Consider the following 23,410-nt stretch of genomic DNA (forward strand, 5'->3'; position numbering starts at 1 on the left):
GACCGGGCCGTCCGGTGCGTCCGCCCGCCGGGCGACGACGAACACGACCCCGGCGTCGGCGGGCACGTGGCCGCCGTAGGGTGCCGCTCCGAACCGGGGGCGGGGGACGACCGCCTGGCCGGTCACCGACGCGTCCGCGCGCGGACGCGCCTCCGCCAGGAGGCCGGTCACGATCGGGTCGTCGAAGGAGGCCACGACCAGCTCGACCCGCGGGCTACCGTTCACGAATCCTCCTTCGTCGGAGGAGGGACCGGGCGTGCGTGTCCTCTGGCTCGTTCGCTCCGCTCCCTCACGCGGGACAACAGTAGGGATCCGCCGGGGCGCGGGCCCGTATTTCACGCCTGCTGGGCGCGGTCGTACATCCGGCGGATGGCGCTTCCGAAGTAGGGGCCGTACATCGTGGCCGGGTCGTCGGCGTACTTGAAGCTGCTCACCGAGGTCACGACGCCCGTGCCGGTGCCCGCGTCGAAGCGGGTCAGCCACGGTCCGCCGCTGGAGCCCTCGGTCATGTCGCAGCGCAGCCCCTCGTCCTTCGTGATCTTGTGGGAGTCGGGGTAGGTCCGGCCGCTGCAGTACGTCAGCCGCTCGCCGTCGTACCGGCCGCCGGCGGGGTAGCCGAAGCCGTACACCAGCGCGCCGCGCGGCTGGTCGAAGGCGATGCCCTGTGCGCCGACCACGTCGGCGACGTGCCGTTTGCCGGAGGTCTCCAGGGCGACGAGCGCGACGTCGTAGTTCTCGTCGCCGTGCGCCGTCCAGGGACCGGGGACGAACAGGTGACGGGCGGGGAAGGCGCCGTACGGCCGGCGGCCCTGGTCATAGCCCGGCACGTAGATCCAGTGGTCGGCCCAGTTTCCGGCGGCGTCTCGCGCGCAGTGCCCGGCGGTGACCACCAGGTCGCGGTTGGCGCTGGTGACGGTGCCGGCGGAGCAGACGTAGTCGCCGCCGTTGATGGTGAAGAAGACCTTGCCGGTGGTGGCGCGGACGGCACCGCGCGAGGTCCAGGGCGCGCCCGGGGTCTCCACGGAGCGGCGGCTGGACTGCTGCTCGGGCACGCTGCCGGGGATGGTGAGGGGCCTGCCCGCGGCGGATCCGCCGTCGGCGGCGGGTCCGGCCATGGTGGACGGGCGCGAGCGGTGCGGGGGGACGACGGCGCGCCGCATCCGCTCGACGGTCCAGTAGCGGAGCGTCGCGGACGACTTGGTCGCGATGACGTGGTCGGTCACGCCGGTCACGACGGGCGCCGGATGTGAGGTCGCCGAGCCGACCATGCCGAGGGCGGCGCTGACGGCGGGCACGACGAGAGCGAAGGGGGATCTGGTGAACATGAGCCAAAAGTGTGCAGCACCGAGGGTGATCATAGGCTCACTTTGAGTAAAACGGGGTTCGTGATCGAGTGATGTGTGTTTTGAACCTCGCGGCGTCCTCCGGCCGTGGCGAGAATGGAGGGGTGATTTCTGAGGAGAATTCCGCCGCGGGCGGTCCGAAAGACGTCGTGATCCTGGGCTCGACCGGGTCGATCGGCACGCAGGCCATCGACGTGATCCGGCGCAACCCCGACCGGTTCCGCGTGACCGGGCTGGCGGCCGGCGGAGGCCGGGTCGACCTGCTGGCCGCGCAGACGCTGGACCTGCGCCCCGAGGTGGTCGCGGTGGCCAAGGGCTCGGTCGCCGAGGACCTGCAGCTCGCCCTGTACGCCGAGGCGCAGAAGCGCGGGTACTCCTCCGGCGGATACCGCCTGCCCCGGCTCCTCGCCGGCCCGGCCACCGTCGCCGAGGTGGCGGCGTGGCCGTGCGACATCGTGCTCAACGGCATCGAGGGCGCCGCGGGGCTGTCCTCGACCCTCGCCGCCCTCGACGCGGGGCGTACCCTCGCGCTCGCCAACAAGGAGTCGCTGATCATCGGTGGCCCGCTCGTCCGGCAGCGCGCCAAGCCGGGCCAGATCGTCGCGGTCGACTCCGAGCACTCCGCGCTCGCGCAGTGCCTGCGCGGGGGAGACCGCGGCGAGGTGCGCCGCCTCGTCGTCACCGCGAGCGGCGGTCCGTTCCGCGGCCGGAGCCGCGCGGAGATGGAGGACGTCACGCCCGAGCAGGCGCTCGCGCACCCCACCTGGGCGATGGGCCCGCTCGTGACGATCAACTCGGCCACACTGGTCAACAAGGGCCTCGAGGTGATCGAGGCGCACCTGCTCTACGACGTGCCCTTCGACGCGATCGAGGTCATGGTGCACCCGCAGTCGGCGGTCCACTCGATGGTGGAGTTCACCGACGGCTCGACGATCGCGCAGGCCAGCCCGCCCGACATGCGTCTGCCGATCGCCCTGGGCCTGGCCTGGCCCGGCCGGGTGCCGGACGCCGCCCCCGGCATCGACTGGACCCGCGCGCACACCTGGGAGTTCTTCCCGCTCGACAATGACGCGTTCCCGTCCGTTCGTCTCGCGCGCGAGGTGGGGGCCGCCGGCGGCACGGCCCCGGCGGTCTACAACGGGGCGAATGAGGAGTGCGTGGCGGCCTTCCTCAAGGGAACCGTCAGATTCCCGGCGATTGTCGACACCGTCGCGCGGGTAGTGTCGGAGCACATGAGCGGATCAGGAGTTCAGGCGCCGGCCGGACTGACGCTGGACGACGTGCTGGCCGCCGACGACTGGGCACGGACCCGTGCACGGGAGCTGACTTCTGGTTGACCCATCTCTACGGCCTCCTCGGAGTCGTCGCGTTCGTCGTGGCGCTCCTGCTGTCCGTCGTGCTGCACGAGGCCGGACACCTGATCACCGCGAAGCGCTTCGGCATGAAGGCGTCGCAGTTCTTCGCGGGGTTCGGGACCACGCTGTGGTCGCGCCGGCGGGGCGAGACCGAGTACGGCATCAAGGTGATACCGCTCGGCGGCTTCGTGAAGATCGTCGGCTACACCCCGCTGGAGGAGATCGACCCCGCCGACGAGCCGCGCGCCTTCTACCGGCAGCCCGCGCTGCGCCGCGCGACGGTCATCGTCGCCGGCGTGGTGATGAACCTCTTCCTGGCGTTCGTGCTGCTGGTCGGGCTGGCCGCCGGGATCGGCCTGCCGTCGGACCGCGCCGCCACGACCGTCGTACGGCGCGTCTCGCCCTGTGTGACCGCCGCCGCCACCTGCGCCGCCCGCGACCCGGAGTCCCCGTCGAAGAAGGCGGGGCTGCGGGTGCAGGACCGGATCGTGTCGTTCGGCGGGCGCCCGGTGCGCGACTGGGACCAGCTGTCCGCGGCGATCAGGGACACCGCGCCGGGCCGCCCGGTGACGGTCGTGGTCGAGCGGAACGACCGGCGGCTCTCGCTGCCGGTCACCGTGGCGGCCCTCGACGGCCGCGGCTACCTGGGAGTGGAGCCGGTCGCGCGCACGCGACGGCTGGGGCCGGTGGCCTCGGTCCGGTTCGCCGGGCGGTTCATGGGCGACATGACGGTCTCGATCGCCGGAGTGGTCGCGGACATCCCGCACGCGATCCCCAAGCTGTTCGGCCACGAGCGTGCCAGCACGCCCGGCGGCCAGGCGGGGAGCATCGTCGGCGGTGCGGAGGCGTCGGGGCAGGTCTTCTCCTCCAGCGACACGTGGCGCGACAAGCTCACCTCCTTCATCCTGCTCGTCGTCTCGCTGAACCTGTTCGTCGGACTGCTCAACCTGGTGCCGCTGCTGCCGCTGGACGGCGGCCACCTCGCGGTGGTCTGCTACGAGCGGCTCAAGGCCGTGGTCTTCCGCGTACGGGGGCGGCCGGACCCCGGGCCGGTCGACATGACGAAGCTGATGCCGCTGACGTACGTCGCGGTGACGCTGCTGGTCGGACTCGGAATTTTGCTGATTCTCGCCGATGTCTTCAACCCTCTCAAAGTGCCCCAATAGGCCCTTCGGGTCCGCTCCACTCCACCCGTTGCCTAGGCTTGTACCCGTACGTCCACCTGGACACTGACAACTCGAAAGGAGGCGCGGCAGCCCCCGGAGCGCATGGCTCCGTGCCGCGTTGCCCATGAGCATCGATCTCGGGATTCCGCAGGCGAGGCCCAGGCCGATCGCCCCTCGCCGCAGGTCGCGGCAGATCATGGTGGGCTCGGTGCCCGTGGGCGGTGACAGTCCGGTGTCGGTGCAGTCGATGACGACGACGCTGACCGCGGATGTCAACGCCACCCTTCAGCAGATCGCCGAGTTGACGGCGTCGGGCTGTCAGATCGTGCGGGTGGCGGTGCCGTCGCAGGACGACGCCGACGCGCTGCCGATGATCGCCCGTAAGTCGCAGATCCCGGTGATCGCCGACATCCACTTCCAGCCCAAGTACGTCTTCGCCGCGATCGACGCCGGGTGCGCGGCGGTGCGGGTGAACCCGGGCAACATCAAGAAGTTCGACGACAAGGTCGGTGAGATCGCCCGCGCGGCCAAGGACGCCGGCATCCCGATCCGCATCGGCGTCAACGCCGGGTCGCTGGACAAGCGCCTGCTGGAAAAGTACGGCAAGGCGACGCCGGAGGCGCTGGTCGAGTCCGCGCTGTGGGAGTGCTCGCTGTTCGAGGAGCACGACTTCCGCGACATCAAGATCTCGGTCAAGCACAACGACCCGGTCGTGATGATCAACGCCTACCGCCAGCTCGCCGCCCAATGCGACTACCCGCTCCACCTCGGCGTCACCGAGGCCGGACCGGCGTTCCAGGGCACGATCAAGTCATCGGTGGCGTTCGGCGCGCTGCTGGCCGAGGGCATCGGTGACACGATCCGGGTCTCCCTGTCGGCGCCGCCGGCCGAGGAGGTCAAGGTCGGCCTGGCGATCCTGGAGTCCCTGGGGCTGCGCGAGCGCGGTCTGGAGATCGTCTCCTGCCCCTCCTGCGGCCGCGCCCAGGTGGACGTCTACTCCCTGGCCGACCAGGTGACCGCCGCGCTGCAGGACTTCCCGGTCCCGCTGCGGGTCGCCGTCATGGGCTGTGTCGTCAACGGTCCCGGCGAGGCGCGTGAGGCCGACCTCGGTGTCGCCTCCGGCAACGGCAAGGGCCAGATCTTCGTCAAGGGCCAGGTCGTCAAGACCGTGCCCGAGTCCGCCATCGTCGAGACCCTCATCGAAGAGGCCGTCCGCATCGCCGACGAGATGGGCGTCGACGTCACCGGCGAGGGCCCTGGAGCCGACGTCACCGTTTCCTGAGCGTGGGTGAGGGCTCCGAGCCCGGCTGACCCCTAGGCTTCGCAAAGCCCCCGGCCGAACGGCCGGGGGCTTTGCCGTGGGCTGGCCAGTGTTGGCCGCACTCTTCCCGGCCGTACAACGTCGTCACGAAAATCGTGCGTTACCGCATGAACCGGGGTTCATCGCCGAACCCCGCGCGAAAGGGGTTACGTGAAGAAGCTTGCCATCACGGCGGCCGCCGCCGGAGCCGGTCTGGTCGCGTTGGCGCTGGCGCCGACCGCCGCTCAGGCCCGTCCCGCCCGGCCGACCGCGAGCCTGAGCTGGTCGGCCTGTACCGACCCGAGCCTGAGCGGACTGGAGTGCGCCGCCCTCCAGGTGCCGCTCGACCACACCAAGCCCCAGGGGCAGAAGATCACCCTGGCGCTGTCCCGCTTCAAGCACACGGGCACGACCGGCTACCAGGGCTCCCTGCTGGTGAACCCGGGCGGCCCGGGCGGCACCGGCCGTGACTTCGCGCTGCGCGTGGCGAACGGCCTGCCGGACGGCCTCAAGGCCACCTACGACGTCATCGGCTTCGACCCGCGCGGCGTCGGCGGAAGCAGCCCGTCGCTGAGCTGCGACCCGAACTACTTCCAGCCGGTGCGGCCCGACTACGTGCCCACCGGCAGGGCGCTGGAGACGACCTGGCTGAAGAAGGCGGCCGGGTACGCCAAGGCCTGCGGGAGCAAGTACGGCTCGCTGCTCCAGCACATGAAGACGACGGACGCCGTCCAGGACATGGACGACATCCGCGCGGCGCTGGGCCAAAAGCAGATCAACTACTACGGCGCGTCCTACGGCACCTACCTCGGCTCGGTGTACGCGACGATGTACCCGACCCATGTCCGCCGCATGGTGCTGGACAGCAACGTCAAGCCGAGCGACGTCTGGTACGACGCCAACCTCGAGCAGGACAAGGCGTTCGAGGGCAACATCAACGCCCTGTTCGCGTGGGCGGCCAAGTACGACTCGGTCTACCACCTGGGCACGACGCAGCAGGCGGTGCGGAAGGTCTTCTTCGACACGCGCGAGAAGCTGATCAAGTCGCCGGCGGGCGGTGTCGTGGGCGGTGCCGAGTTCATCGACACCTACCTGGTCGCCGGGTACATCGACCTGGGTTCGTACTGGCCGTACCTGACCAACGCCCTGGCCCAGTACAAGGCCGGCAACGGCCAGCCGCTGGTGGACGCCTTCAACCTGCTCGGCGCGACCACGGACGACAACGGCTACGCGGTCTACGACGCCGTGCAGTGCAGCGACGTCCAGTGGCCGAAGAGCTGGAACACCTGGCGCAAGGACAACGCGAAGCTGTACGCCCAGGGCTACCAGTTCGAGACCTGGTCCAACGCCTGGTACAACGCGCCGTGCCTGACCTGGCCGGCCAAGTCCGGCAGGCCGGTCGACGTGGGGCACGCCAAGGGCCTTCCTCCGGTGCTGCTGTTCCAGGCGACCAATGACGCCGCGACGCCGTTCCCCGGCGGCGTGGAGATGAACAAGCGGCTCAAGGGGTCGCGCCTGGTGATCGAGGACGGCGGCCGTACGCACGGCGTCGTCGAGCGGGGCAACACCTGCATCGACTCCAAGTTCGCCGCCTTCCTCACCGACGGCACCCTGCCGGCGAACCAGACGCACTGCCCGCGTCTGCCCGAGCCGGTTCCGCCGTCCTCGGCGTCGTCGGCCACCGCCAAGGCGGCCGTCGCGCAGCAGTTCCCGCAGGCGCTCGCCCGCCCGTAGGAGCGACGGAGAAGACCCCCGGCGCCGCGCCGGGGGTCTTTTCGCGCCTCCCTGTTCCCAGGAGGCAATTACGATCCAGCAACGGTTAAAACGCCCCCTTTTCGCCAAATGGCACAGACGAAACAATCTGCGCATTCAGACCAGCGCGGTTCGTCGTCGGACGCCGCGCGCGTAGGGGGTTTCGTGAAGAGACTTGCTGTCATCACGGCCGTCGCGGGCCTGGGACTCGCCGGGTCGGCCATGGCCGTGTCCGCATCGGCCCAGGAGACGACGGCTCCCGCCGCGATCGCCTGGGCGAAATGCGCCGGCGACGATCCTTATCTGGCCAATGCGGAATGCGCCCAGATCCAGGTACCGCTGGACTACGGCCACCCGAACGGAAAGAAGATCTCCGTCGCGATCTCGCGGGTCGAGCACACCGATGACGCGCACTACAAGGGTGTGCTGATCGGCAACCCCGGCGGCCCGGGCGGCAGCGGCCTCTACCTGTCCGGCGGTCTCGCGAGCTGGTTCAGCGGCGTCGGCCACGACGAGATCCCGGCCGACTACGACATCATCGGGTTCGACCCGCGCGGCGTCGGGGCCAGCCGGCCGGCGCTGACCTGTGACCCGCACTACTCCGACCCCGTGCGCCCCGACTACGTCCCGCACACGGCGGCGGACGAGGCGGCCTGGCTCAAGAAGTCCAAGGCGTACGCGCAGGCCTGCGCCAGGCGGTTCGGCTGGCTCCTGCCGCACCTGCGCACCACCGACGCGGCCCGCGACATCGACGCCATCCGCTCCGCGCTGGGCCAGAGGCAGATCAGCTACTACGGCTTCTCCTACGGCACCTACCTCGGCGCGACGTACGGCACGCTGTTCCCGCAGCACGTCAGGCACATGATCCTCGACGGCAACGTCGACGACCGCGGCGTCTGGTACGACGCGCAGCTCGAGCAGGACAAGGCGTTCGAGCGGAACATCAAGTTCTTCTTCGGCTGGGTCGCCAAGTACGACTCGGTCTACCACCTCGGCACCACCGAGGCGAAGGTGGAGCGGGCGTACTACGCCATGCGCGCCAAGGCCGGCCGGCAGGCCATCGGCGGCGAGGTCGGCCCCGACGAGCTGGACGACACCTTCCTCAACGCCGGCTACAGCACCGGCTGGTACGAGCCCACCGCGGACGTGTTCTCCGCGTACGTGACGAAGGGCGACGCCTCGGCGATCACCGACTTCTACGAGAACTACATCTTCTCCGCCGACGACAACGGCTTCGCGATGTACAACGCCGTGCAGGCCGCCGACGCCCCGTGGCCCCACAGCTGGAGCAGATGGCACAATGACGCCGCGAAGCTCTACGGCCAGGGCTACCGCTACAACACCTGGGGCAACGTCTGGTTCAACGCCCCGGTCGCCTTCTGGCCCTTCCAGGGCGGCCCCAAGCTGAAGATCAAGGCCAGGGGCATGACTCCGGCCCTGCTCGTCCAGTCGACGCTGGACGCCGCGACGCCGTACCCGGGCGGCGAGGAGATGCACAAGCTGCTGCCCTCCCGCCTCGTCGCCGAGATCGGCGGCAAGACCCACGCCAACACGCTGAACGGGAACGCCTGCCTCGACGACAAGGTCGCCGCGTACCTGACCACCGGCGCGCTGCCGAAGGACAAGCCGGGCAACGGCCCGGACGCGACCTGCCAGGCGCTGCCGGACCCGGTGCCCTCCGGCGCCGCGGCCAAGGCGTCGGCCAGGTCCTCGGCGGGATCCGTCACGCCGCGGGTGCCCGCCCGTCCGCTCATCGGCCGCCCCTGAGGCCCGGATGAGACCCCGGCACCCCCGGCCGCCGGCCGGGGGTGCCGCTTGTCGGAGGTGCCGCAAATCTCCGGGGATCTCCGCTGGTGGGGCGGCTGTCGTACCTTGTGAGAGATCTTCGGACGATACTGCCGTACCCTTGACACCGTGAGTGGAGCGGATCTGTCGGCACGGCGACGATCCGGTCCGTATGGCTCCGAGCGATCAACTGAGGAGATCTCGTGAGCCCGGTGCTCCGGACCTCGCCGGTCCGCCTACTCGATGACCGCCACCTCGACGAGGCGCTCGCGATCCTCGACGCCGACCCGGTCTCCAACGTCTTCGTCAGCTCCCGCGTCCACGTCGCGGGCCTGGACCACCGCCGGCTGGGCGCCCAGATGTGGGGCTACCTGCGCGACGGGCGGCTGACCTCCCTCTGCTACTCCGGCGCCAACCTCGTGCCGGTCGCCGCCGACGACCAGGCGATCCGCTACTTCGCGGACAGGGCACGCTCCCAGGGACGGCGGTGCTCCTCGATCGTCGGCCCGGTCGGCCCGGTGACCCAGCTTTGGAACGCTCTGCGCCCCTCCTGGGGGTCTCCACGCGCCATCCGCGCCGTCCAGCCGGTCATGTCCACCACGTCGCCGCCGCCGGTCGACCCCGACCCCAAGGTGCGGCGGGTCACGATGATGGACTTCGACATCCTCTATCCCGCGTGCGTGGCCATGTTCACCGAGGAGGTCGGGATCTCGCCGCAGACCGGTGACGGGGGAGTCCTCTACCGCGCCCGGGTGGCCGAGCTGATCCGCTCGGGCCGGGCGTTCGCCCGTATCGAGGACGGACGCGTGGTGTTCAAGGCCGAGGTCGGCGCGGTCACCCCGCACGCGTGTCAGGTGCAGGGCGTGTGGGTCAACCCCGAGCTGCGCGGCCGTCGCCACGCGGTGCACGGCATGGCGGCCGTCGTCGATGAGGCCCTGCGCTCCATCGCCCCCGCGGTCTCGCTGTACGTCAACGACTTCAACACCCCGGCCCGCGCCACCTACCGCCGCGTCGGGCTGCGCGACGTGAACACCTTCATGTCGGTGATGTTCTAGGCGGTACGCCGGGGGCAGATGGCCGTTTCCCTGTTTTCGGGCCGTCCCTACAATCGACAAGGAAAGGGCAGGAACCGCTGGCGGGCTTTGGGAGGCCGCGGCGTGGTCGACAGCAGCGGAGACATGGCCCGCCGGGTCGCGCGGGCGCGCGAGCGGTTCCTGGCATCCGGGGACGCGCCGCAGACGCCCCTGCGCGCGGGGATCGTGGAGTCCTGGCGCCGTTCGCTGTACTCCGGGGTCGACTGCGAACGGCTTGAGTCCCCCTACAGCCGCGACCTCGACACCGGCGGCCGCCTCATGCACGCCGCGCGCCCCATCCTGGACCGGCTGGGGGAGACGCTCGCCGAGGCCGCGATGGGCGTGCTGCTCACCGACGCCCGGGGCCGCGTCCTGGACCGGCGCGTAAAGGATCACCGCCTGACCCGCCAGCTCGACGAGATCCTGCTCGCACCGGGCTTCAGCTACGCCGAAGAGCACGTCGGGACCAACGGCATCGGCACCGCGATCGAGACGCGCAGCGTCTCCTGCGTGTTCGGCAGCGAGCACTTCCTCGAGCCGCTGCGGCGGGTGGCGTGCGCCGGCGCGCCCATCCACGACCGCCTCACCGGGCGGCTGGCCGGACTGCTCGACATCACGGCCTGGCACGCGGACGCCGGCCCGCTGATGGCGGCCGTGGTCCAGGACGCCGCCCGGGAGATCGCCCAGCGGATGGTCGAGCTGGGGTCGGCGGGCGAGCGGGCGATGCTGGATGAGTTCCTGGCCGTCCGGGGGCGCGGTGACCAGGCGATCGTGTCGGTCGGAGAGAACCTGACCATGGTGAACCGGACGGCGGCCGTCCTGCTCGATCAGGCGGACTACGCGATCATCCAGGACAAGGCCGCCGAGATGGCGCGGACGGGCGGGGAGACCGTCGGCCGGGTCACGCTGTCGGGAGGCGAACCGGCCGATCTCCGGTGCCGCACCGTCAGGACCCACGCCGGGACGGCGGGCGCCGTACTGGAGATCACCATGGTGGAGGACCGGCCGTCGTTCCCGGCGCCGAACCGGCCCTCCGAGCTGGAACTGGCGGGCGACTCCGTGCCGTTCAGCCGCGTCTGCACCGAACTGGAGGCGCGGTGCCGGGCCCGTACCTGGACGGTGGTGGAGGGCGAGCCCGGCGTGGGCAAGCTGGCGCTGGTGTCGGCCGTGCACCGCCGCTGCACCCCCGAGGGCGCGTTCTCGGTGATCGAGCCGGAGGGCATCGAGGCGGACCCGGCCGCCTGCCTGAACCGCGTGGCCGAGGCCGCGCGCCTTCCCCGGTCCACCGTGGTCCTGCGCCACCTGGAGCGGTACACCGCCGCCGCGCGTGCGGCGATCGCGGCCTGGCTGGACTCCTGGCCGGGTACGACGTCCGCCTCCGCGGACCGGCCCTGGGCGGTCGCCACCCTGCCGGTGGGCACGGAGCTCGCCGATGAGCTCCTGGGCCGGTTCCCGGTCACGCTGACCGTGCCGGCGCTGCGCCATCGGATCGAGGACGTGCGGGAACTCGTACCCGCGCTGTTGCGCGGCTCCGCCGCCGGCCGGGCGGTGTCGTGCGGTCCGGCGGCCATGCGGGTGCTGCTGCGGTCGGCCTGGCCGGGCGCCGTCGCCGAGCTCGCGTACGTGCTGCGGCAGGTGCTGACCCGTCGGCGCGCCGGAGAGATCGAGCCCGCGGACCTGCCGGCGTCCTGCCACTCGCGGAGCCGGCGCGTCCTGACCCCGTGGGAGACCTCCGAGCGCGACGCGATCGTCGGGGCGCTCCTGGAGACCGGCGGCGACCGGGCCGCAGCGGCCGGCCTGCTCGGCATCTCCCGCGCCACCATCTACCGCAAGATCAACCTCTATGGCGTGTCGATCGGACCGCCGACGGCCCGGGGGCGGCGCGACATCTCAAGATGAGACATCTTCCGGCCGGGGGTACGGGCTTACCTTGGACTCATGGTCGACACGACGACCCAGGGTATGCACTCCTCCTCCTCATCATCGGCTCGGCGGCGCCACCGACGAACCGCCGTCCCCGACAGGACCATGGCCCTCAGCTGTCTCATCGTTGACGACAACGTGAGCTTTCTCAAGGCCGCCGGAGCGCTCCTCGAACGCGACGGCATCACCGTCGTCGCGGTCGCCACGAACTCCGCGGAGGCGCTGCGGCGGGCCCGGGAGCTCCAGCCGGACGTCCTGCTGGTCGACATCGAGCTGGGCCACGAGAGCGGCCTGGACCTCACCCACCGGCTGATGACCACCGCGACGACCCCCGGGGCGCAGGTGATCCTCATGTCGGTGCACCGCGAGGACGACTTCGGCGGCCTGATCGACGCGAGCCCCGCCCTCGGGTTCCTCGCCAAGGCCAGGCTGTCCGGAGGCGCGATCCGCCGGCTCCTCGGCGACGGACAGGGCGGATCGGGATGAGCGGACTGTCGTTGCGGTGCGCGATGCTCGGTGCATGACAGATCGCAGGCGCGGGCGGGACGAGCCCGAGACCGAGACGACCGTACGGTCGCAGGACTGGGACGGGCGTGACCTGACGGGCGAACGCCACGAGCGGGTCGCGTTCGTCGACGTCGACCTGACCGAGGTCGTCACCCAGGGCACGGCCTTCACCGACTGCGTGTTCCGCGGCGTCCGGTTCAACGCGTCGGCACACACCAACACGGCGTTCACCAACTGCGCGTTCACCCGGTGCGCGTTCTTCGACGCGACCTTCACCGGCTGCAAACTCGTCGGCAGCGTCTTCGACGGCTGCACGTACGGTCTGCTGAAGGTCTCCGGCGGCGACTGGTCCTTCACCGGACTGGCCCGGGCCGACCTCGGCGGCGCATCGTTCGAGGACGTACGGATGCGGGAGAGCGACCTGACCGGCGCCCGGCTCGGCGGCGCCACGCTGCGAAACGTCGACCTGTCCGGCGCCTCGCTCCAGCGCGTCGATCTGACCGGCTGCGACCTGCGGGGCAGCGACCTGTCCGCGCTGGATCCACGCGCGGTCGAGCTGAAGGACGCGGTGATCGACCCGGCGCAGGCCGTCGTGATCGCGACGATGCTCGGCCTGGAGGTGCGGCCGGGATGAGCACCGTGCCGCCGGAGGTCCCGCGGGTGCGCCGGGCGGAGGTGGCCGACGCCGCCGCCCTCGCACGTCTGCGCGAGCTGATGCTGCGGGAGATGGGCCGATCGGACGGCGAGGACACGGCGTGGCTCGCCGTCGCCGAGGAGTGGTTCGCGCGGCGGCTCCGGGCCCGGCGAGACTTCGCGGCCTTCGTCATGGACGATCCCGAGCTCGGCGTCGTCAGCGGCGCGGTCGGCGCCTGCCGGGAGTACGCGCCGGAGCCGGGCGATCTCACCGAGCTGCGGGGCCACGTCTCCAACATCAGCACCGACCCACGCCGCCGCGGACGCGGGCACGCCCGCGCCTGCCTGAACGCGCTGCTGACCTGGTTCCGCGACGAGACCGGCGTCCAGGTGCTCGATCTGAACGCCACCGAGCACGGCATGGGACTGTATCTGTCGGCCGGGTTCGCCCCGCCCCGATACCCCGCGCTCCAGCTCCGGGTCGAGCGGCACGCTCTCGATCACGGGATCCAGGTGTACTGACCGAACGGTGGGCGGACCGGTACCGCGCCTGCGGGTGGTCGACCGTTCTGGCCGCCCGGACACCACCCGGACCGAACGGCGGAATATTAAAGGTCAGGGTGACCCGCCGCTGGGGGCCGGCGCGGATCGCGGGCCTGTTGCGGTTGAACCTCGCCGCCGTGCACCGGGTTCTGGTACCGCTACCGCCTCACCCGGTTGAACTGGATGGACCGGGCCACCGGGCGCGTGACCCGCCGCTACGAGCGCGCCGCGCCGGGTGAGCCGGTGCACGTGGACATCGAAAAGCTGTCCCCGACGGGGGCGGACCCAACGTGTCTACAGAACCGGGGCAACTTCAGGGGTGGCTTGGCCATGGAAGTGGGGTCGGCGGCCCCCCGAGAGGGCGGGGAGCGTCCCGGTAAGGGACTCTTTTCGGGGAACCCTTCTCAAAAGGGCATAGGTCCTCGCCGGGTCCGGCGGTGGCCGTGAGCGTGGACGCACAGGCGGGTGATGGGGTGCCGGAGACCAAGAAGGTCGGGTTGCTCTACCGGGATCTCGGCATCGCCGACGTCTCGGTCGGCGACGGGAGGCGCGGCAACGCGCTGTCGAGCGACGACTGGCGCGAGCTGGAGCAGATCTTCCGCCGCCTGGCCGAGGACGACCAGGTGCGCGCGGTGGTCGTCCGTGGCCAGGGTGGGACGTTCAGCGCCGGCTCGGACATGCGTGAGTGGGTCCAGGCGGACCGGATGGACGTCGCGCAGAGCTTCGCCGCGATGGAGGCGGCCTTCACCGCGATCGAGGATCTGCCGGTGCCCGTGGTCGCCGAGGTCGAGGGGGTGGCGGCGGGCGCGGGATGCCAGCTCGCACTGGCCTGCGACCTGCGGGTGCTGGCCGACACGGCGCGGATCGGGATGCCGATCGCCCGGCTCGGCATCCTCGTCAGCCCGCTGTTCGCGGCCCGGCTGAGCGTGCTGGCCGGGCCCGGGGTCGCGCGGGAACTGCTCTACACCGGGCGCCTCGTGTCGGCCGAGGAGGCGGTGCGTCTCGGCCTGGCCACCCGCAGCGTGCCCGCCGCGGACCTGGCCGCCACCACGCGAAGGCTCGTGCTCTCGGTGGTCCGCCACCCGCCGTCGGCGATCCGAGCAGCCAAGCACGCGGTCGACGTGGCGCTCGCGCCGGCCCGCGCGGCGGCACGAGCGCAGGCCGAGGGGCCGCCGGTCGCCTACGACGACTTCCAGCGGGGGATCATGACGTTCCTCTCGCGGAGCCCCGCGCCCGGCCCCGACCGGGACGGCGATTCTTCCGAGGGCTGAATTCGCCAAACGCATAATGTGCCCACAGTGAAATTCATTGACCGGATTAATTTTCGCGTATAAGTGCGCGGATAAACGCTCCGCCCCTGGCGAACGACCTTTTCTCGGACGGAGAACGCCGATTAATGTCGTGGTCTCCGAACACGCGACGACGAACGGGTGGCATTGTGACGTCACAGACCCTTCCCCGGCCGCTGAGCGCCGCCGAGCCTTCGCTCGCCTCCACCGGAGAGCAGCTCCACCAGCGCCTGTTGCACAACCGCATCGTCCTTCTCGGGCAGGAGGTGGACGACGAGATCGCGAACCGCATCTGCTCGGAGCTGCTGCTCCTGTCCGCCGAGGACCCGCGCGGCGATATCCACCTCTACATCAACTCGCCCGGCGGCTCCGTCACCGCCGGCATGGCGATCTACGGGATGATGCAGTACGTCCCCAACGACATCGCCACCGTCGCGATGGGGTTCGCCGCGTCGATGGGCCAGTTCCTGCTCTGCGCGGGCACGCCGGGCAAGCGGTACGCCCTGCCGTACACCCAGGTCGTCATGCACCAGCCCCACGGCGGCGTCGGCGGTACGGCCACCGACGTGAAGATCATGGCCGAGCAGATGCGGCACACCAAGCGCACGCTGGCCGAGCGCATCGCCTTTCACACCGGCCGGCCGCTGGAGCAGATCGAACGCGACTCCGACCGCGACCGCTGGTTCACCGCGGAGGAGGCGCGCGACTACGGCATCATCGACCACGTCGTACCGGCCGCCCACCGGGTCGACGGACCGCTGTCATGAACTCGGCGGCGGCCGGACGTCACGTGTTGCCGTCCTACACCGAACGCACGTCGTACGGCGTCAAGGAGACGGACCCGTACAACAAACTGTTCGAGGAACGCATCATCTTTCTCGGCACCGCGATCGACGACGCCGCGGCCAATGATGTGATCGCGCAGTTGTTCACCCTGGAGTTCCTGGATCCCGACCGCGATATCAGCGTCTACCTCAATTCGCCCGGTGGGTCGCACACGGCGATGACCGCGATCTACGACACGATGCAGTTCGTCCGGTGCCGGATCCAGACCGTGTGCGTCGGCCAGGCGGCGGGCGCGGCCGCGGTGCTCCTCGCCGCCGGTGAGCCGGGCGGGCGCGCGGCGCTGCCCCACGCGCGGATCCTGCTGCACCAGCCCGCCACGGAGGGCACCCGTGGGCAGGTGAGCGACATCGATATCCAGGCCGAGGAGATCCTGCGCGTCCGTGCGCAGATCGAGACGCTCCTGGCCCGCCACACCGGCCAGGACCCCGAACGCGTACGCCGCGACATCGAGCGCGATCGGTTCCTCACGCCGGAGCGGGCCCGGACGTACGGCATCGTCGACGAGGTCATCGCGAGCCGCAAACGCAGCCAGTACGCCCTGGCGTAGCCACCCCACCCCGAGACGACGGAACGCGTCGGCCGACGTCGCGGGACGAACGGTCGCGGCGCGCTTTCCGGCGGGCCGCGTTCCCGAACCGGGCCCGGCGGGTCCGTGCGGCCCGGTAGGCGGAGGCCATCGCGTCGTTGCCGAAGAGCGTGGACGGCGGCTCCGCTCCTCGTCCCGGCGAGCTCACGGTCCGGCGTGACCGGCGTGGCCGGCCTGGACTCGTTCGGCTCCGTGGTGGCGCTGCCCGTGATGGCGGCCGTCCTCGTGCCGGGCACCGCGATCCCGACCTGGCCGTCCGGTCGGGCCGCGGACGATCCGGCGGGCGTTCCGTCGTTCCAGGCGCCGAGCCGTTGAAGATCCCCTAGCCTCGACGGGCATGAGCCCCGACCTCCCCGCCGGGAGCGACGATGCCGAGGCTGAGCCTGCCGCGTACATGCAGACCTCGGTTCGGCTGCTCGCCGCCACGGTGGCCGCCGCCGGCCTGCTGCTCGCCCTCACCTTGGTGCTGATGTGGGCGACCGGCGTGGTCTGGCACGTCGAGCAGCGACCGCGGGCCCCCGCCACCGGCGTGTTCGTGGCCGTCACGGGGTCCGGGACCGGTCTCTGGGACGGGCCCAACGCGCTGACCGCGATCCTGCTGCCGGCCGTGGCCCTGGCCGCCACGTCGCTCGCCGGGGTGGGGGCCCTGCGGCGACGGCCTCGGCTGGTCCGGCTGTCGAACGCACCGGCCGCGGTCGCCTTCGCGGCCACGTGGGCCCTGATCGTGAGCGCCTACTTCTGGGGAGGGACGCGCACCCGGATCGATGCCGGCGACCACCCGATCCGGCTCGTGATCCGGCCCCGCCCGCGTATCGAGGCCGCCTGGCCCGCCGCTCTGTGCTTCTCGTCGGTGGCGCTGGCGGCGGCGATCGCCGAGTGGTGGATCATCCGCCGGCAGTGCCGTGCCCTGCCGGGCGGTCGTCGGCCCCAGCATGAGGATCTCCGCCAGTGAGGTCTCCAGCGTCCCGGCGATCGGGTGGAGCCGCCTTCAACTCGTACGTCAGCGGACCAGGGTGTCCAGGAGGCGGTCCAGTTCGGCGGCGGGGTCGCCGGTGAGGCCGGCGTGGACCGGGCCGGCCTGGACGATGGTGCTTCGTGGCGCGGTCAGCCAGCGGAACCGGCTGCCGAGCGGCTCGTCGCCGGCCTGGCCGGCGTGCGGGCCGCCGTGGCACGTGCACTCGACCGCGCTCAGCGCGGCGCGTACGCCGTCCAGGTCCAGGTCCGGGTCGAGCGTACGGAGCCGGATGGCGTCGACGTGCACGCGGCAGCCGAGGAAGTCGCGGGCCTGGCAGTAGACGATCACGCCGACGTTCATGCTCTCGCCGCGTTCGACCCGGGGCACCACGCGGAGCGTGGCGTACTCGAAGACGTTCATGGGCGCGCCCGGCGTGCCGTGCCGCGCGGAGCCGGCGGGCGTACGGGTCCGACCTCGGGCAGCCACACCGAAGGGTCGGCGGCGCGGGCGTGCAGATGCGTCACGTAGGCCGCCGCGAGGTCGGCGGGGGAGTCGAAGCCCGGCTCGTCCTCCAGCCACTCCGCGGGCACCAGGTCCACCACCGTGCGCAGCAGGTCGTCGGTGATGCGCGGGGCGAGCTCGCCGCCGGCCGCGCGAAGGGCCTCGTCGTCGACGAACGTGGTGAGGACGTGGTCGCTCGCGTCGTACGGCTTGGCGGTGAGCCGGTCCGCGCTCGCCCACGCGTGGTGGAAGTACAGGCTCGCCCCATGGTCGATCAGCCAGACGTCGCCGTGCCAGACGAGGAGGTTCGGGTTGCGCCAGCTGCGGTCGACGTTGCCGATGAACGCGTCGAACCACAGCACCGAGGCGGCGAAGCCGGGGTCGGGGGACCAGGCGAGCGGGTCGAAGCCGAGTGAGCCGGGCAGGTAGTCGATGCCGAGGTTGCGGCCCGGGCTCGCCTTGAGCAGGTCCTGCACGTCCGGGTCAGGCTCGTGCCGCCCGATCACCGGATCGAGGTCGACGGTGACGATGTCGGGGACCCGGAGGCCGAGCCGCCGTGCGAGCTCGCCGGCGATGACCTCGGCGATCAGCGCCTTGCGGCCCTGGCCGGCGCCGTGGAACTTCACGACGTAGGTGCCGAGGTCGTCGGTCTCCACGATGGCGGGCAGCGACCCGCCCTCGCGCAGCGGCGTCACGTAGCGGATGGCGGTGACGTTGGACAGCACGCGCATACGGTACCGATGTGTGGCGGCATGCGAGCACGATGCGCGCGCATGCCGCCCCCGAACGCCACGGACCCAGGCGGGCAGGCCCCGGAACCGCCCGCCCGGGGCGAGTGAATCCTAAGCGTGTGTTCGCCACTTGATCTGATGCATATGTCACACGTCGGTGTTCTGGGTGTCCGTATCCGGGGGAGAAGTCGGAATAGTCGCTAGCCATCGCCTTGCGGGACACGGACGGTTCCGCGGAAGCTTTACCCTCCTATCGGGCGATACGCGGCATATCAGTCATACCGGGCCGCGCCCGAAAGGGGCATCGATGAGTGTCGAGGTAGGCGAGAGCGCGATCGCGGGCGTTGACCTGGACGTCCTGGACGAGATCCAGCGGCGGGTGCTGTGGCTCGCGGTGCGCGTCGTCGACGCCGCCAACCGCGAGCGCCGGACCGGCGACGGCATCAAGGTGGGCGGTCACCAGGCCTCCAGCGCCTCGCTGGTGACGGCGATGACCGCCCTGTGGTTCGCGTACCTGCGGGCCGAGGACCGGGTGAGCGTCAAGCCGCACGCCTCACCGGTGTTCCACGCGATCAAGTACCTGCTCGGCGACCTCGACCGCTCCTACCTCACCACGCTGCGGGCCCGCGGCGGACTCCAGTCCTACCCGAGCCGCACCAAGGACCCCGACGACGTGGACTTCTCCACCGGCTCGGTCGGGCTCGGCGCGGCGGCGCCGCTGTTCGCCGCCGCGGTCCGCCGCTACGTCGACGCCCACTGGGGCGGCGACCGCCCGAGGCCGCCGCGGTTCATCGCCCTGCTCGGCGACGCCGAACTGGACGAGGGCAACGTCTGGGAGGCCATCGCCGACCCCGCGACGCAGGGCCTCGGCAACGTCATGTGGCTGGTCGACTTCAACCGCCAGTCGCTGGACCGGGTCGTGCCGGGCGTACGGATCGCGCAGTGGCGCGGCCAGTTCGAGGCGGCCGGCTGGCACGTCGTCGAGGTCAAGTACGGGCGGCTGCTGCGCGCGGCCCCCGCGTCCGTACGCGGCTGGATCGACCTGATGTCCAACGAGCAGTACCAGGCGCTGTTCGGGCTGACCGGCCCGAAGCTGCGTGAGGTGTTCCTCGACGGCGCGCCCGCCGAGGTCGGCGAGGCCGTGGCCGGCCTGCCCGACGACGAGCTCGCCCGGCTCGTCCAGGACCTCGGCGGCCACGACCTGGTCGCGATGCTGGAGGCGTACGCGCAGTGCGACGCCGTCACCGACCGGCCCAGCGTGGTGTTCGCCTACACGGTCAAGGGACACGGCCTGCCGATCGCCGGCAACCCGCGCAACCACTCGGCGCTGCTCACCGCCGAGCAGATCGCCGAGTTGCGCGACGGCATGGGGCTGTCCGGGGACTGGGACCGGTTCGACCCGGCCACGCCCGCCGGCATCCTGTGCAACCAGCGGCGCGAGGCGCTGCGGCGCCCACCGGCGAACGTCGCGCTCGACGTGAGCGTGCCGGCCGCGACCGGCGTGCGCACCACCCGGCCGGTCTCCACCCAGGACTCCTTCGGCAAGATCCTCGTGGAACTGTCGAGAGATGAGCGGCTCGCGCCGTACCTCGTCACGACCGCGCCGGACGTGGCGACCTCCACGAACCTGGCCGGCTTCATCAACCGCATGGGCGTCTTCGCGCCCGCCGAGCAGCGCGCGTGGAGTGCCGACCCGCTGCTGAGGTGGACCGAGGGGCCGCAGGGCCAGCACATCGAACTGGGCATCTCCGAGATGAACCTGTTCCTGCTGCTCGGCCAGCTCGGTCTCTCCGGTGACCTGCACGGACGCCCGCTCCTGCCGGTCGGCACCGTCTACGACCCGTTCGTGTGCCGCGGGCTGGACGCCTTCATCTACGGCGTCTACTCCGGCGCCCGGTTCGTCGTCGCCGGAACGCCGTCCGGCGTGTCGCTCGCCCCCGAGGGCGGCGCGCACCAGTCGAGCATCACCGCCTCGATCGGCCTGGAACTGCCGAACGTCACCTACGTCGAGCCGGCCTTCGCCACCGCGCTGGACTGGCTGCTCTGCGACGCCCTCGGCCGGATCGCGGCCGGGCCGGGGGAGGCGCCGACCGCGGTGCCGGCCGAGGAGGGCGCGTACTACTTCCGGCTGACGACCCGGCCGCTGGACCAGACGCCGTTCGAGGAGGCGCGGGCCCGGCTGGGCGACGCGGTGCTGCGGCGGCAGGTCCTCGCGGGGGCGTACTCACTGCGCGAGTCGGACGTGGCCGGCCCCTCGGTCACCCTGGCGGCCACCGGAGCCGTGGTCGGGCAGGCGCTCGACGCCGCCCGGGAGCTGTTCGAGGAGGGCATCGCCGCGAACGTCGTCGACGTGACCTCGCCGGACCGGCTGTACTCGGCCTGGCGGCGCACGCTCCGTCAGGGCGTGCGGACCGCGACGACCCCCTCCCAGGCGGGCGCGCTGCGGGCGGCGTTCCCGGGCCGGGCGCCGATCGTCACCGTGCACGACGCCTCCTCGCACGCCATGGCCTGGCTCGGCTCGGCCCTCGGCGTGCCGTGCGTGCCGCTCGGCGTCGATGAGTTCGGTCAGTCGGGCTCGATCCCGGAGCTGTACGAACTGCACGATCTGCTGCCGGGCTCGATCGTCAACGCCGCCCTGGCCGCCCTGTCCCTCTGACCCGGCCTCGGCGCGCCCTCCAGCCGGTCGTGGACAACGGTCGGCAGGTCCTGGGGCTCTCACCTCGCGTACGGGAGCGTCGGCCGTGGGGCCGCGCCGAGGCGACGGATTCCGCGGAGACCGTCGCCGAACGGATGCGCCGGAAGCTCGCGACACGAACTGGCAAGGTGGCCGAATGCGGGCACGGCTCCGGCGGAACCGTGCCCGGAGCGTCACTCGTCTTACGATTGTGATCATGTCCGGGCCGTATACGTGGTCGACCCTTCCTGAGGGGGACGGGGTCGAGTTGCGGGACACGGCCTCCCAGCGGTCGACCATCCTCCGCCGACCGCCCCCCGACCTGCTCGAGATGGACGACATCGTCAGCATCGAGGCCCTCGCGTTCCGCGAGGGCGACCGGCCGCAGGCGGAGCTGTTCGGCGCGATGGACACCGACCCGTTGCGCGTGCTCACCGGGATGAACTGGCTCATCGCCTTCTGGGCCGTCCTGTGGGACCTGCGCAGCGCCGCGCCGGCCGACGAGCTGATCCGGTCGCTCGACTACAACGGGCCCTGGCGCAGCGGCGCGATCCCCGAGCGTGAGCAGGTCTGGCGCACGATGAGCCAGCGCGTACGCTCCGGTGTGCTCGCCGCGCTCACCGGCAACCCCGAGGCCCACCGCGTGTACGAGGACGAGGTGCGGCGGCTCGCGCCCGACGTCTTCCTGCACGTGACGCTGACCATCATGGACACGCTGAGCCGTGACCTGGTGCGGCAGGGGCTCGACCTCGACGGCATGGCCGCCCGCCTGGCCGAGCGCACGCGCCCCGGCCCGTCCGGCGGGCCGTCGTTCTCGCCGCCGCGCTGACGGATCAGCCGGCGGGCAGGCGTTCCCCGCGCACGGCCTGGATGTCGATGGCCACGCGCAGGGTGGTGCCGATCGCGCCGATGCCCGCCGACAGGATCTGGTTGTAGACCATCGAGAAGTCCTCCCGCCGCAGCTCGGTCGTCGCGCGGAACGCCGCGCGGACGCCGCCCCACGGATCGGGTCCGGTGCCGAGGTAGGCCAGGTCCAGCTCCACCGGACGCCGGACGTCCTTCAGGGACAGCGCGCCGTGGACCGTCCAGCGCTCGCCACCGGCCGGCACGACGCGGGTGCCCAGGTAGCCGATCACCGGGAAGTGCTCCACGTCAAGGAAGTCGGGACCGCGCAGGTGCCCGTCCCGCATGGCGTTCGCCGTGTCGATGGAGGCGGCCTTGATCTCGGCGCTCACCCGGGACCGCTCGACCGGCTCGGCCACGTCGATGCGCCCGCCGAACTCCCCGAACCGCCCGTGGATGCTCGACAGGCCCAGGTGCCGGACGGTGACCATGATGCTCGAATGCGCCGGGTCGATCGTCCACGGGCCGGGCTGGGGCAGCTCGGCGGCGCCGGTCTGGCGGTCCAGCACCACCGTGCCGAGCTCGGCCGCGCCCGCCGGCCCCACCTTGGCGGTGGAGGCCGCGGGGGCATACCCGATGGCCGTGACGATCGCGGTGTAGCGCCCGCTGGGCAGCGGCCCGGTGCACACCACGCCCTCGGGGTCGGCCTGGGCGCGGGACACCTGCTGGCCCGTCATGTCGGCGACGGTCACGACCGCATGCGGCACGGCCCAGCCGTCCTTGGTACGGATCCGTGCGCGCACGCCGCGGTGGTCCGTTGACATCGATGTTCTCCTCGAGGGGGTCACTCGTCCGGGTGGCTGAGGGTGAGACCGAACGGGTCGGGCGCCGCCTCGCCGATGGACACCGCGGCGGCCACCGGCGGGTAGCCGCTGGCGATCACGGTGTACGCGCCGGGGTCGAGGTCCTCGAAGGCGTACGCCCCGTCGGGACCCGTGGTGGCGGTCGCGACGACGTTGCCGGCGGCGTCGACCAGCGTGACCCTGGCGTCGGAGAGCAGCAGGTTGTCCGATCCCGCGCGTACGGTGCCGTGCACGCGGGCGCCGGCCGGCAGTTCGACCTCGCAGTGCGTGGTGCCCTGGCCGTCGACGGCGACCGGCAGCGCGCCCGGCCGGTGACCGCTAGCGCTCACCGCCACGACGAACGTGCCGGAGACGAGGTCGTCGAACTGGAACTCCCCGTCCGCGCCGGTCTCGGTCGAGGCGATCACCTCGCCGTGGGCGTCGGTCACCACCACGATTGCGCCCCCGACGCGTGCGCCGGTCACGGCGCTGCGCACCACGCCCGCCAGGCCGGAGGTGCCCGAGAGCGTCACGTCGTAGTGAAGCGGGTCGCGGGCGACCGCGACGGTGGCGGCCTGCGGCTGGTGCCCGTCGGCCGCGGTGATCAGCATGTACGGGCCCGCGCTGGGCGCGCGCAGCGCGTAGACGCCGTCGACTCCGGTGGTGGCCCGGTCGACCTGGCGTCCGCCCAGGTCGATCAGGGTCAGCGCGGCGCCGCAGACCGGAGCGCCGTCACCGCCGCGCACCCGGCCGTGCAGCGGAG

General features: G+C 71.7%; 23 protein-coding genes. 17 read left to right on the forward strand and 6 right to left on the reverse strand.

What is annotated here, in order from left to right; all coding sequences use genetic code 11:
* On the reverse strand, positions 1 to 225 hold a 225-nt coding region (locus ACFFNX_RS13115), incomplete at its 3' end, for a hypothetical protein (RefSeq protein ID WP_378200163.1).
* Between the two features lie 110 nt (positions 226 to 335).
* Positions 336 to 1,325 (reverse strand): trypsin-like serine peptidase, encoded by a 990-nt coding sequence (locus ACFFNX_RS13120; RefSeq protein ID WP_378200166.1) that lies wholly within the window; start codon positions 1,323 to 1,325, stop codon positions 336 to 338.
* Between the two features lie 167 nt (positions 1,326 to 1,492).
* Between ACFFNX_RS13120 and dxr the strand changes: the two genes are divergently transcribed.
* The 15 genes from dxr to ACFFNX_RS13195 all read left to right on the forward strand — a co-directional run bounded on the left by dxr (position 1,493) and on the right by ACFFNX_RS13195 (position 17,053).
* Positions 1,493 to 2,680, forward strand: coding sequence for a 1-deoxy-D-xylulose-5-phosphate reductoisomerase (gene dxr, locus ACFFNX_RS13125; protein ID WP_378200222.1), 1,188 nt, complete (start codon positions 1,493 to 1,495; stop codon positions 2,678 to 2,680).
* Positions 2,677 to 3,864 (forward strand): M50 family metallopeptidase, encoded by a 1,188-nt coding sequence (locus tag ACFFNX_RS13130; protein ID WP_378200169.1) that lies wholly within the window; start codon positions 2,677 to 2,679, stop codon positions 3,862 to 3,864. The genes dxr and ACFFNX_RS13130 overlap by 4 nt, the downstream gene beginning before the upstream one ends.
* 124 nt (positions 3,865 to 3,988) lie before the next feature.
* Positions 3,989 to 5,146: a flavodoxin-dependent (E)-4-hydroxy-3-methylbut-2-enyl-diphosphate synthase gene (ispG, locus tag ACFFNX_RS13135; protein WP_378200171.1), complete on the forward strand. Its 1,158-nt coding sequence runs from the start codon at positions 3,989 to 3,991 to the stop codon at positions 5,144 to 5,146.
* A 189-nt stretch (positions 5,147 to 5,335) separates the two neighbouring features.
* The gene (locus ACFFNX_RS13140; protein WP_378200175.1) at positions 5,336 to 6,898 is read left to right on the forward strand and encodes an alpha/beta hydrolase; all 1,563 of its coding nucleotides are present in this window, start codon (positions 5,336 to 5,338) and stop codon (positions 6,896 to 6,898) included.
* A gap of 183 nt (positions 6,899 to 7,081) precedes the next feature.
* Positions 7,082 to 8,683 (forward strand): alpha/beta hydrolase, encoded by a 1,602-nt coding sequence (locus ACFFNX_RS13145; RefSeq protein WP_378200178.1) that lies wholly within the window; start codon positions 7,082 to 7,084, stop codon positions 8,681 to 8,683.
* Positions 8,684 to 8,913: 230 nt separating this feature from the next.
* Positions 8,914 to 9,756: a GNAT family N-acetyltransferase gene (locus ACFFNX_RS13150; RefSeq protein ID WP_378200225.1), complete on the forward strand. Its 843-nt coding sequence runs from the start codon at positions 8,914 to 8,916 to the stop codon at positions 9,754 to 9,756.
* 102 nt (positions 9,757 to 9,858) lie between these two features.
* Complete coding sequence (locus tag ACFFNX_RS13155) at positions 9,859 to 11,673, forward strand: sigma-54-dependent Fis family transcriptional regulator (RefSeq protein ID WP_378200181.1); 1,815 nt, start codon at positions 9,859 to 9,861, stop codon at positions 11,671 to 11,673.
* Positions 11,674 to 11,712: 39 nt separating this feature from the next.
* On the forward strand, positions 11,713 to 12,183 hold the full coding sequence (locus ACFFNX_RS13160; protein ID WP_378200184.1) for a response regulator: 471 nt from the start codon (positions 11,713 to 11,715) through the stop codon (positions 12,181 to 12,183).
* A gap of 34 nt (positions 12,184 to 12,217) precedes the next feature.
* Entirely contained in the window at positions 12,218 to 12,838 is a 621-nt protein-coding gene (locus ACFFNX_RS13165; RefSeq protein WP_378200187.1) for a pentapeptide repeat-containing protein, read from the forward strand.
* Complete coding sequence (locus ACFFNX_RS13170) at positions 12,835 to 13,359, forward strand: GNAT family N-acetyltransferase (protein ID WP_378200191.1); 525 nt, start codon at positions 12,835 to 12,837, stop codon at positions 13,357 to 13,359. Before ACFFNX_RS13165 ends, ACFFNX_RS13170 begins: the two co-directional genes overlap by 4 nt.
* Positions 13,360 to 13,823: 464 nt before the next feature.
* Complete coding sequence (locus tag ACFFNX_RS13175) at positions 13,824 to 14,651, forward strand: enoyl-CoA hydratase/isomerase family protein (protein WP_378200194.1); 828 nt, start codon at positions 13,824 to 13,826, stop codon at positions 14,649 to 14,651.
* 194 nt (positions 14,652 to 14,845) lie between these two features.
* Positions 14,846 to 15,436, forward strand: coding sequence for a ClpP family protease (locus ACFFNX_RS13180; protein WP_378200228.1), 591 nt, complete (start codon positions 14,846 to 14,848; stop codon positions 15,434 to 15,436).
* Positions 15,433 to 16,062 (forward strand): ATP-dependent Clp protease proteolytic subunit, encoded by a 630-nt coding sequence (locus tag ACFFNX_RS13185; RefSeq protein ID WP_378200197.1) that lies wholly within the window; start codon positions 15,433 to 15,435, stop codon positions 16,060 to 16,062. Before ACFFNX_RS13180 ends, ACFFNX_RS13185 begins: the two co-directional genes overlap by 4 nt.
* A 195-nt stretch (positions 16,063 to 16,257) precedes the next feature.
* Positions 16,258 to 16,416 (forward strand): hypothetical protein, encoded by a 159-nt coding sequence (locus ACFFNX_RS13190; protein ID WP_378200200.1) that lies wholly within the window; start codon positions 16,258 to 16,260, stop codon positions 16,414 to 16,416.
* A gap of 22 nt (positions 16,417 to 16,438) precedes the next feature.
* Positions 16,439 to 17,053, forward strand: coding sequence for a hypothetical protein (locus tag ACFFNX_RS13195; protein WP_378200203.1), 615 nt, complete (start codon positions 16,439 to 16,441; stop codon positions 17,051 to 17,053).
* Positions 17,054 to 17,101: 48 nt separating this feature from the next.
* On the opposite strand, the gene ACFFNX_RS13200 is transcribed toward ACFFNX_RS13195, so the two are convergent.
* Positions 17,102 to 17,476, reverse strand: coding sequence for a DUF3037 domain-containing protein (locus tag ACFFNX_RS13200; RefSeq protein WP_378200204.1), 375 nt, complete (start codon positions 17,474 to 17,476; stop codon positions 17,102 to 17,104).
* Positions 17,473 to 18,288, reverse strand: a complete 816-nt coding sequence (locus ACFFNX_RS13205; RefSeq protein ID WP_378200207.1) for a HipA family kinase — start codon at positions 18,286 to 18,288, stop codon at positions 17,473 to 17,475. Before ACFFNX_RS13205 ends, ACFFNX_RS13200 begins: the two co-directional genes overlap by 4 nt.
* A gap of 307 nt (positions 18,289 to 18,595) precedes the next feature.
* On the opposite strand from ACFFNX_RS13205, the gene ACFFNX_RS13210 reads away from it, so the two are divergent.
* A complete protein-coding gene (locus ACFFNX_RS13210; RefSeq protein WP_378200210.1) occupies positions 18,596 to 20,944 on the forward strand; it encodes a thiamine pyrophosphate-binding protein in 2,349 nt (782 codons plus the stop codon).
* A gap of 235 nt (positions 20,945 to 21,179) precedes the next feature.
* A complete protein-coding gene (locus ACFFNX_RS13215) occupies positions 21,180 to 21,791 on the forward strand; it encodes a hypothetical protein (RefSeq protein ID WP_378200213.1) in 612 nt (203 codons plus the stop codon).
* Positions 21,792 to 21,795: 4 nt separating this feature from the next.
* On the opposite strand, the gene ACFFNX_RS13220 is transcribed toward ACFFNX_RS13215, so the two are convergent.
* Together ACFFNX_RS13220 and ACFFNX_RS13225 are read right to left on the reverse strand one after the other, a co-directional pair.
* Positions 21,796 to 22,629, reverse strand: coding sequence for a YceI family protein (locus ACFFNX_RS13220; RefSeq protein WP_378200216.1), 834 nt, complete (start codon positions 22,627 to 22,629; stop codon positions 21,796 to 21,798).
* 20 nt (positions 22,630 to 22,649) lie between these two features.
* Positions 22,650 to 23,410 (reverse strand): MSCRAMM family protein (locus tag ACFFNX_RS13225; protein ID WP_378200219.1); only part of this gene is annotated, 761 nt, incomplete at its 5' end.

Origin of the sequence: Actinoallomurus acaciae (assembly GCF_042429965.1) — a bacterium.
GTDB lineage: Bacteria > Actinomycetota > Actinomycetes > Streptosporangiales > Streptosporangiaceae > Actinoallomurus > Actinoallomurus acaciae.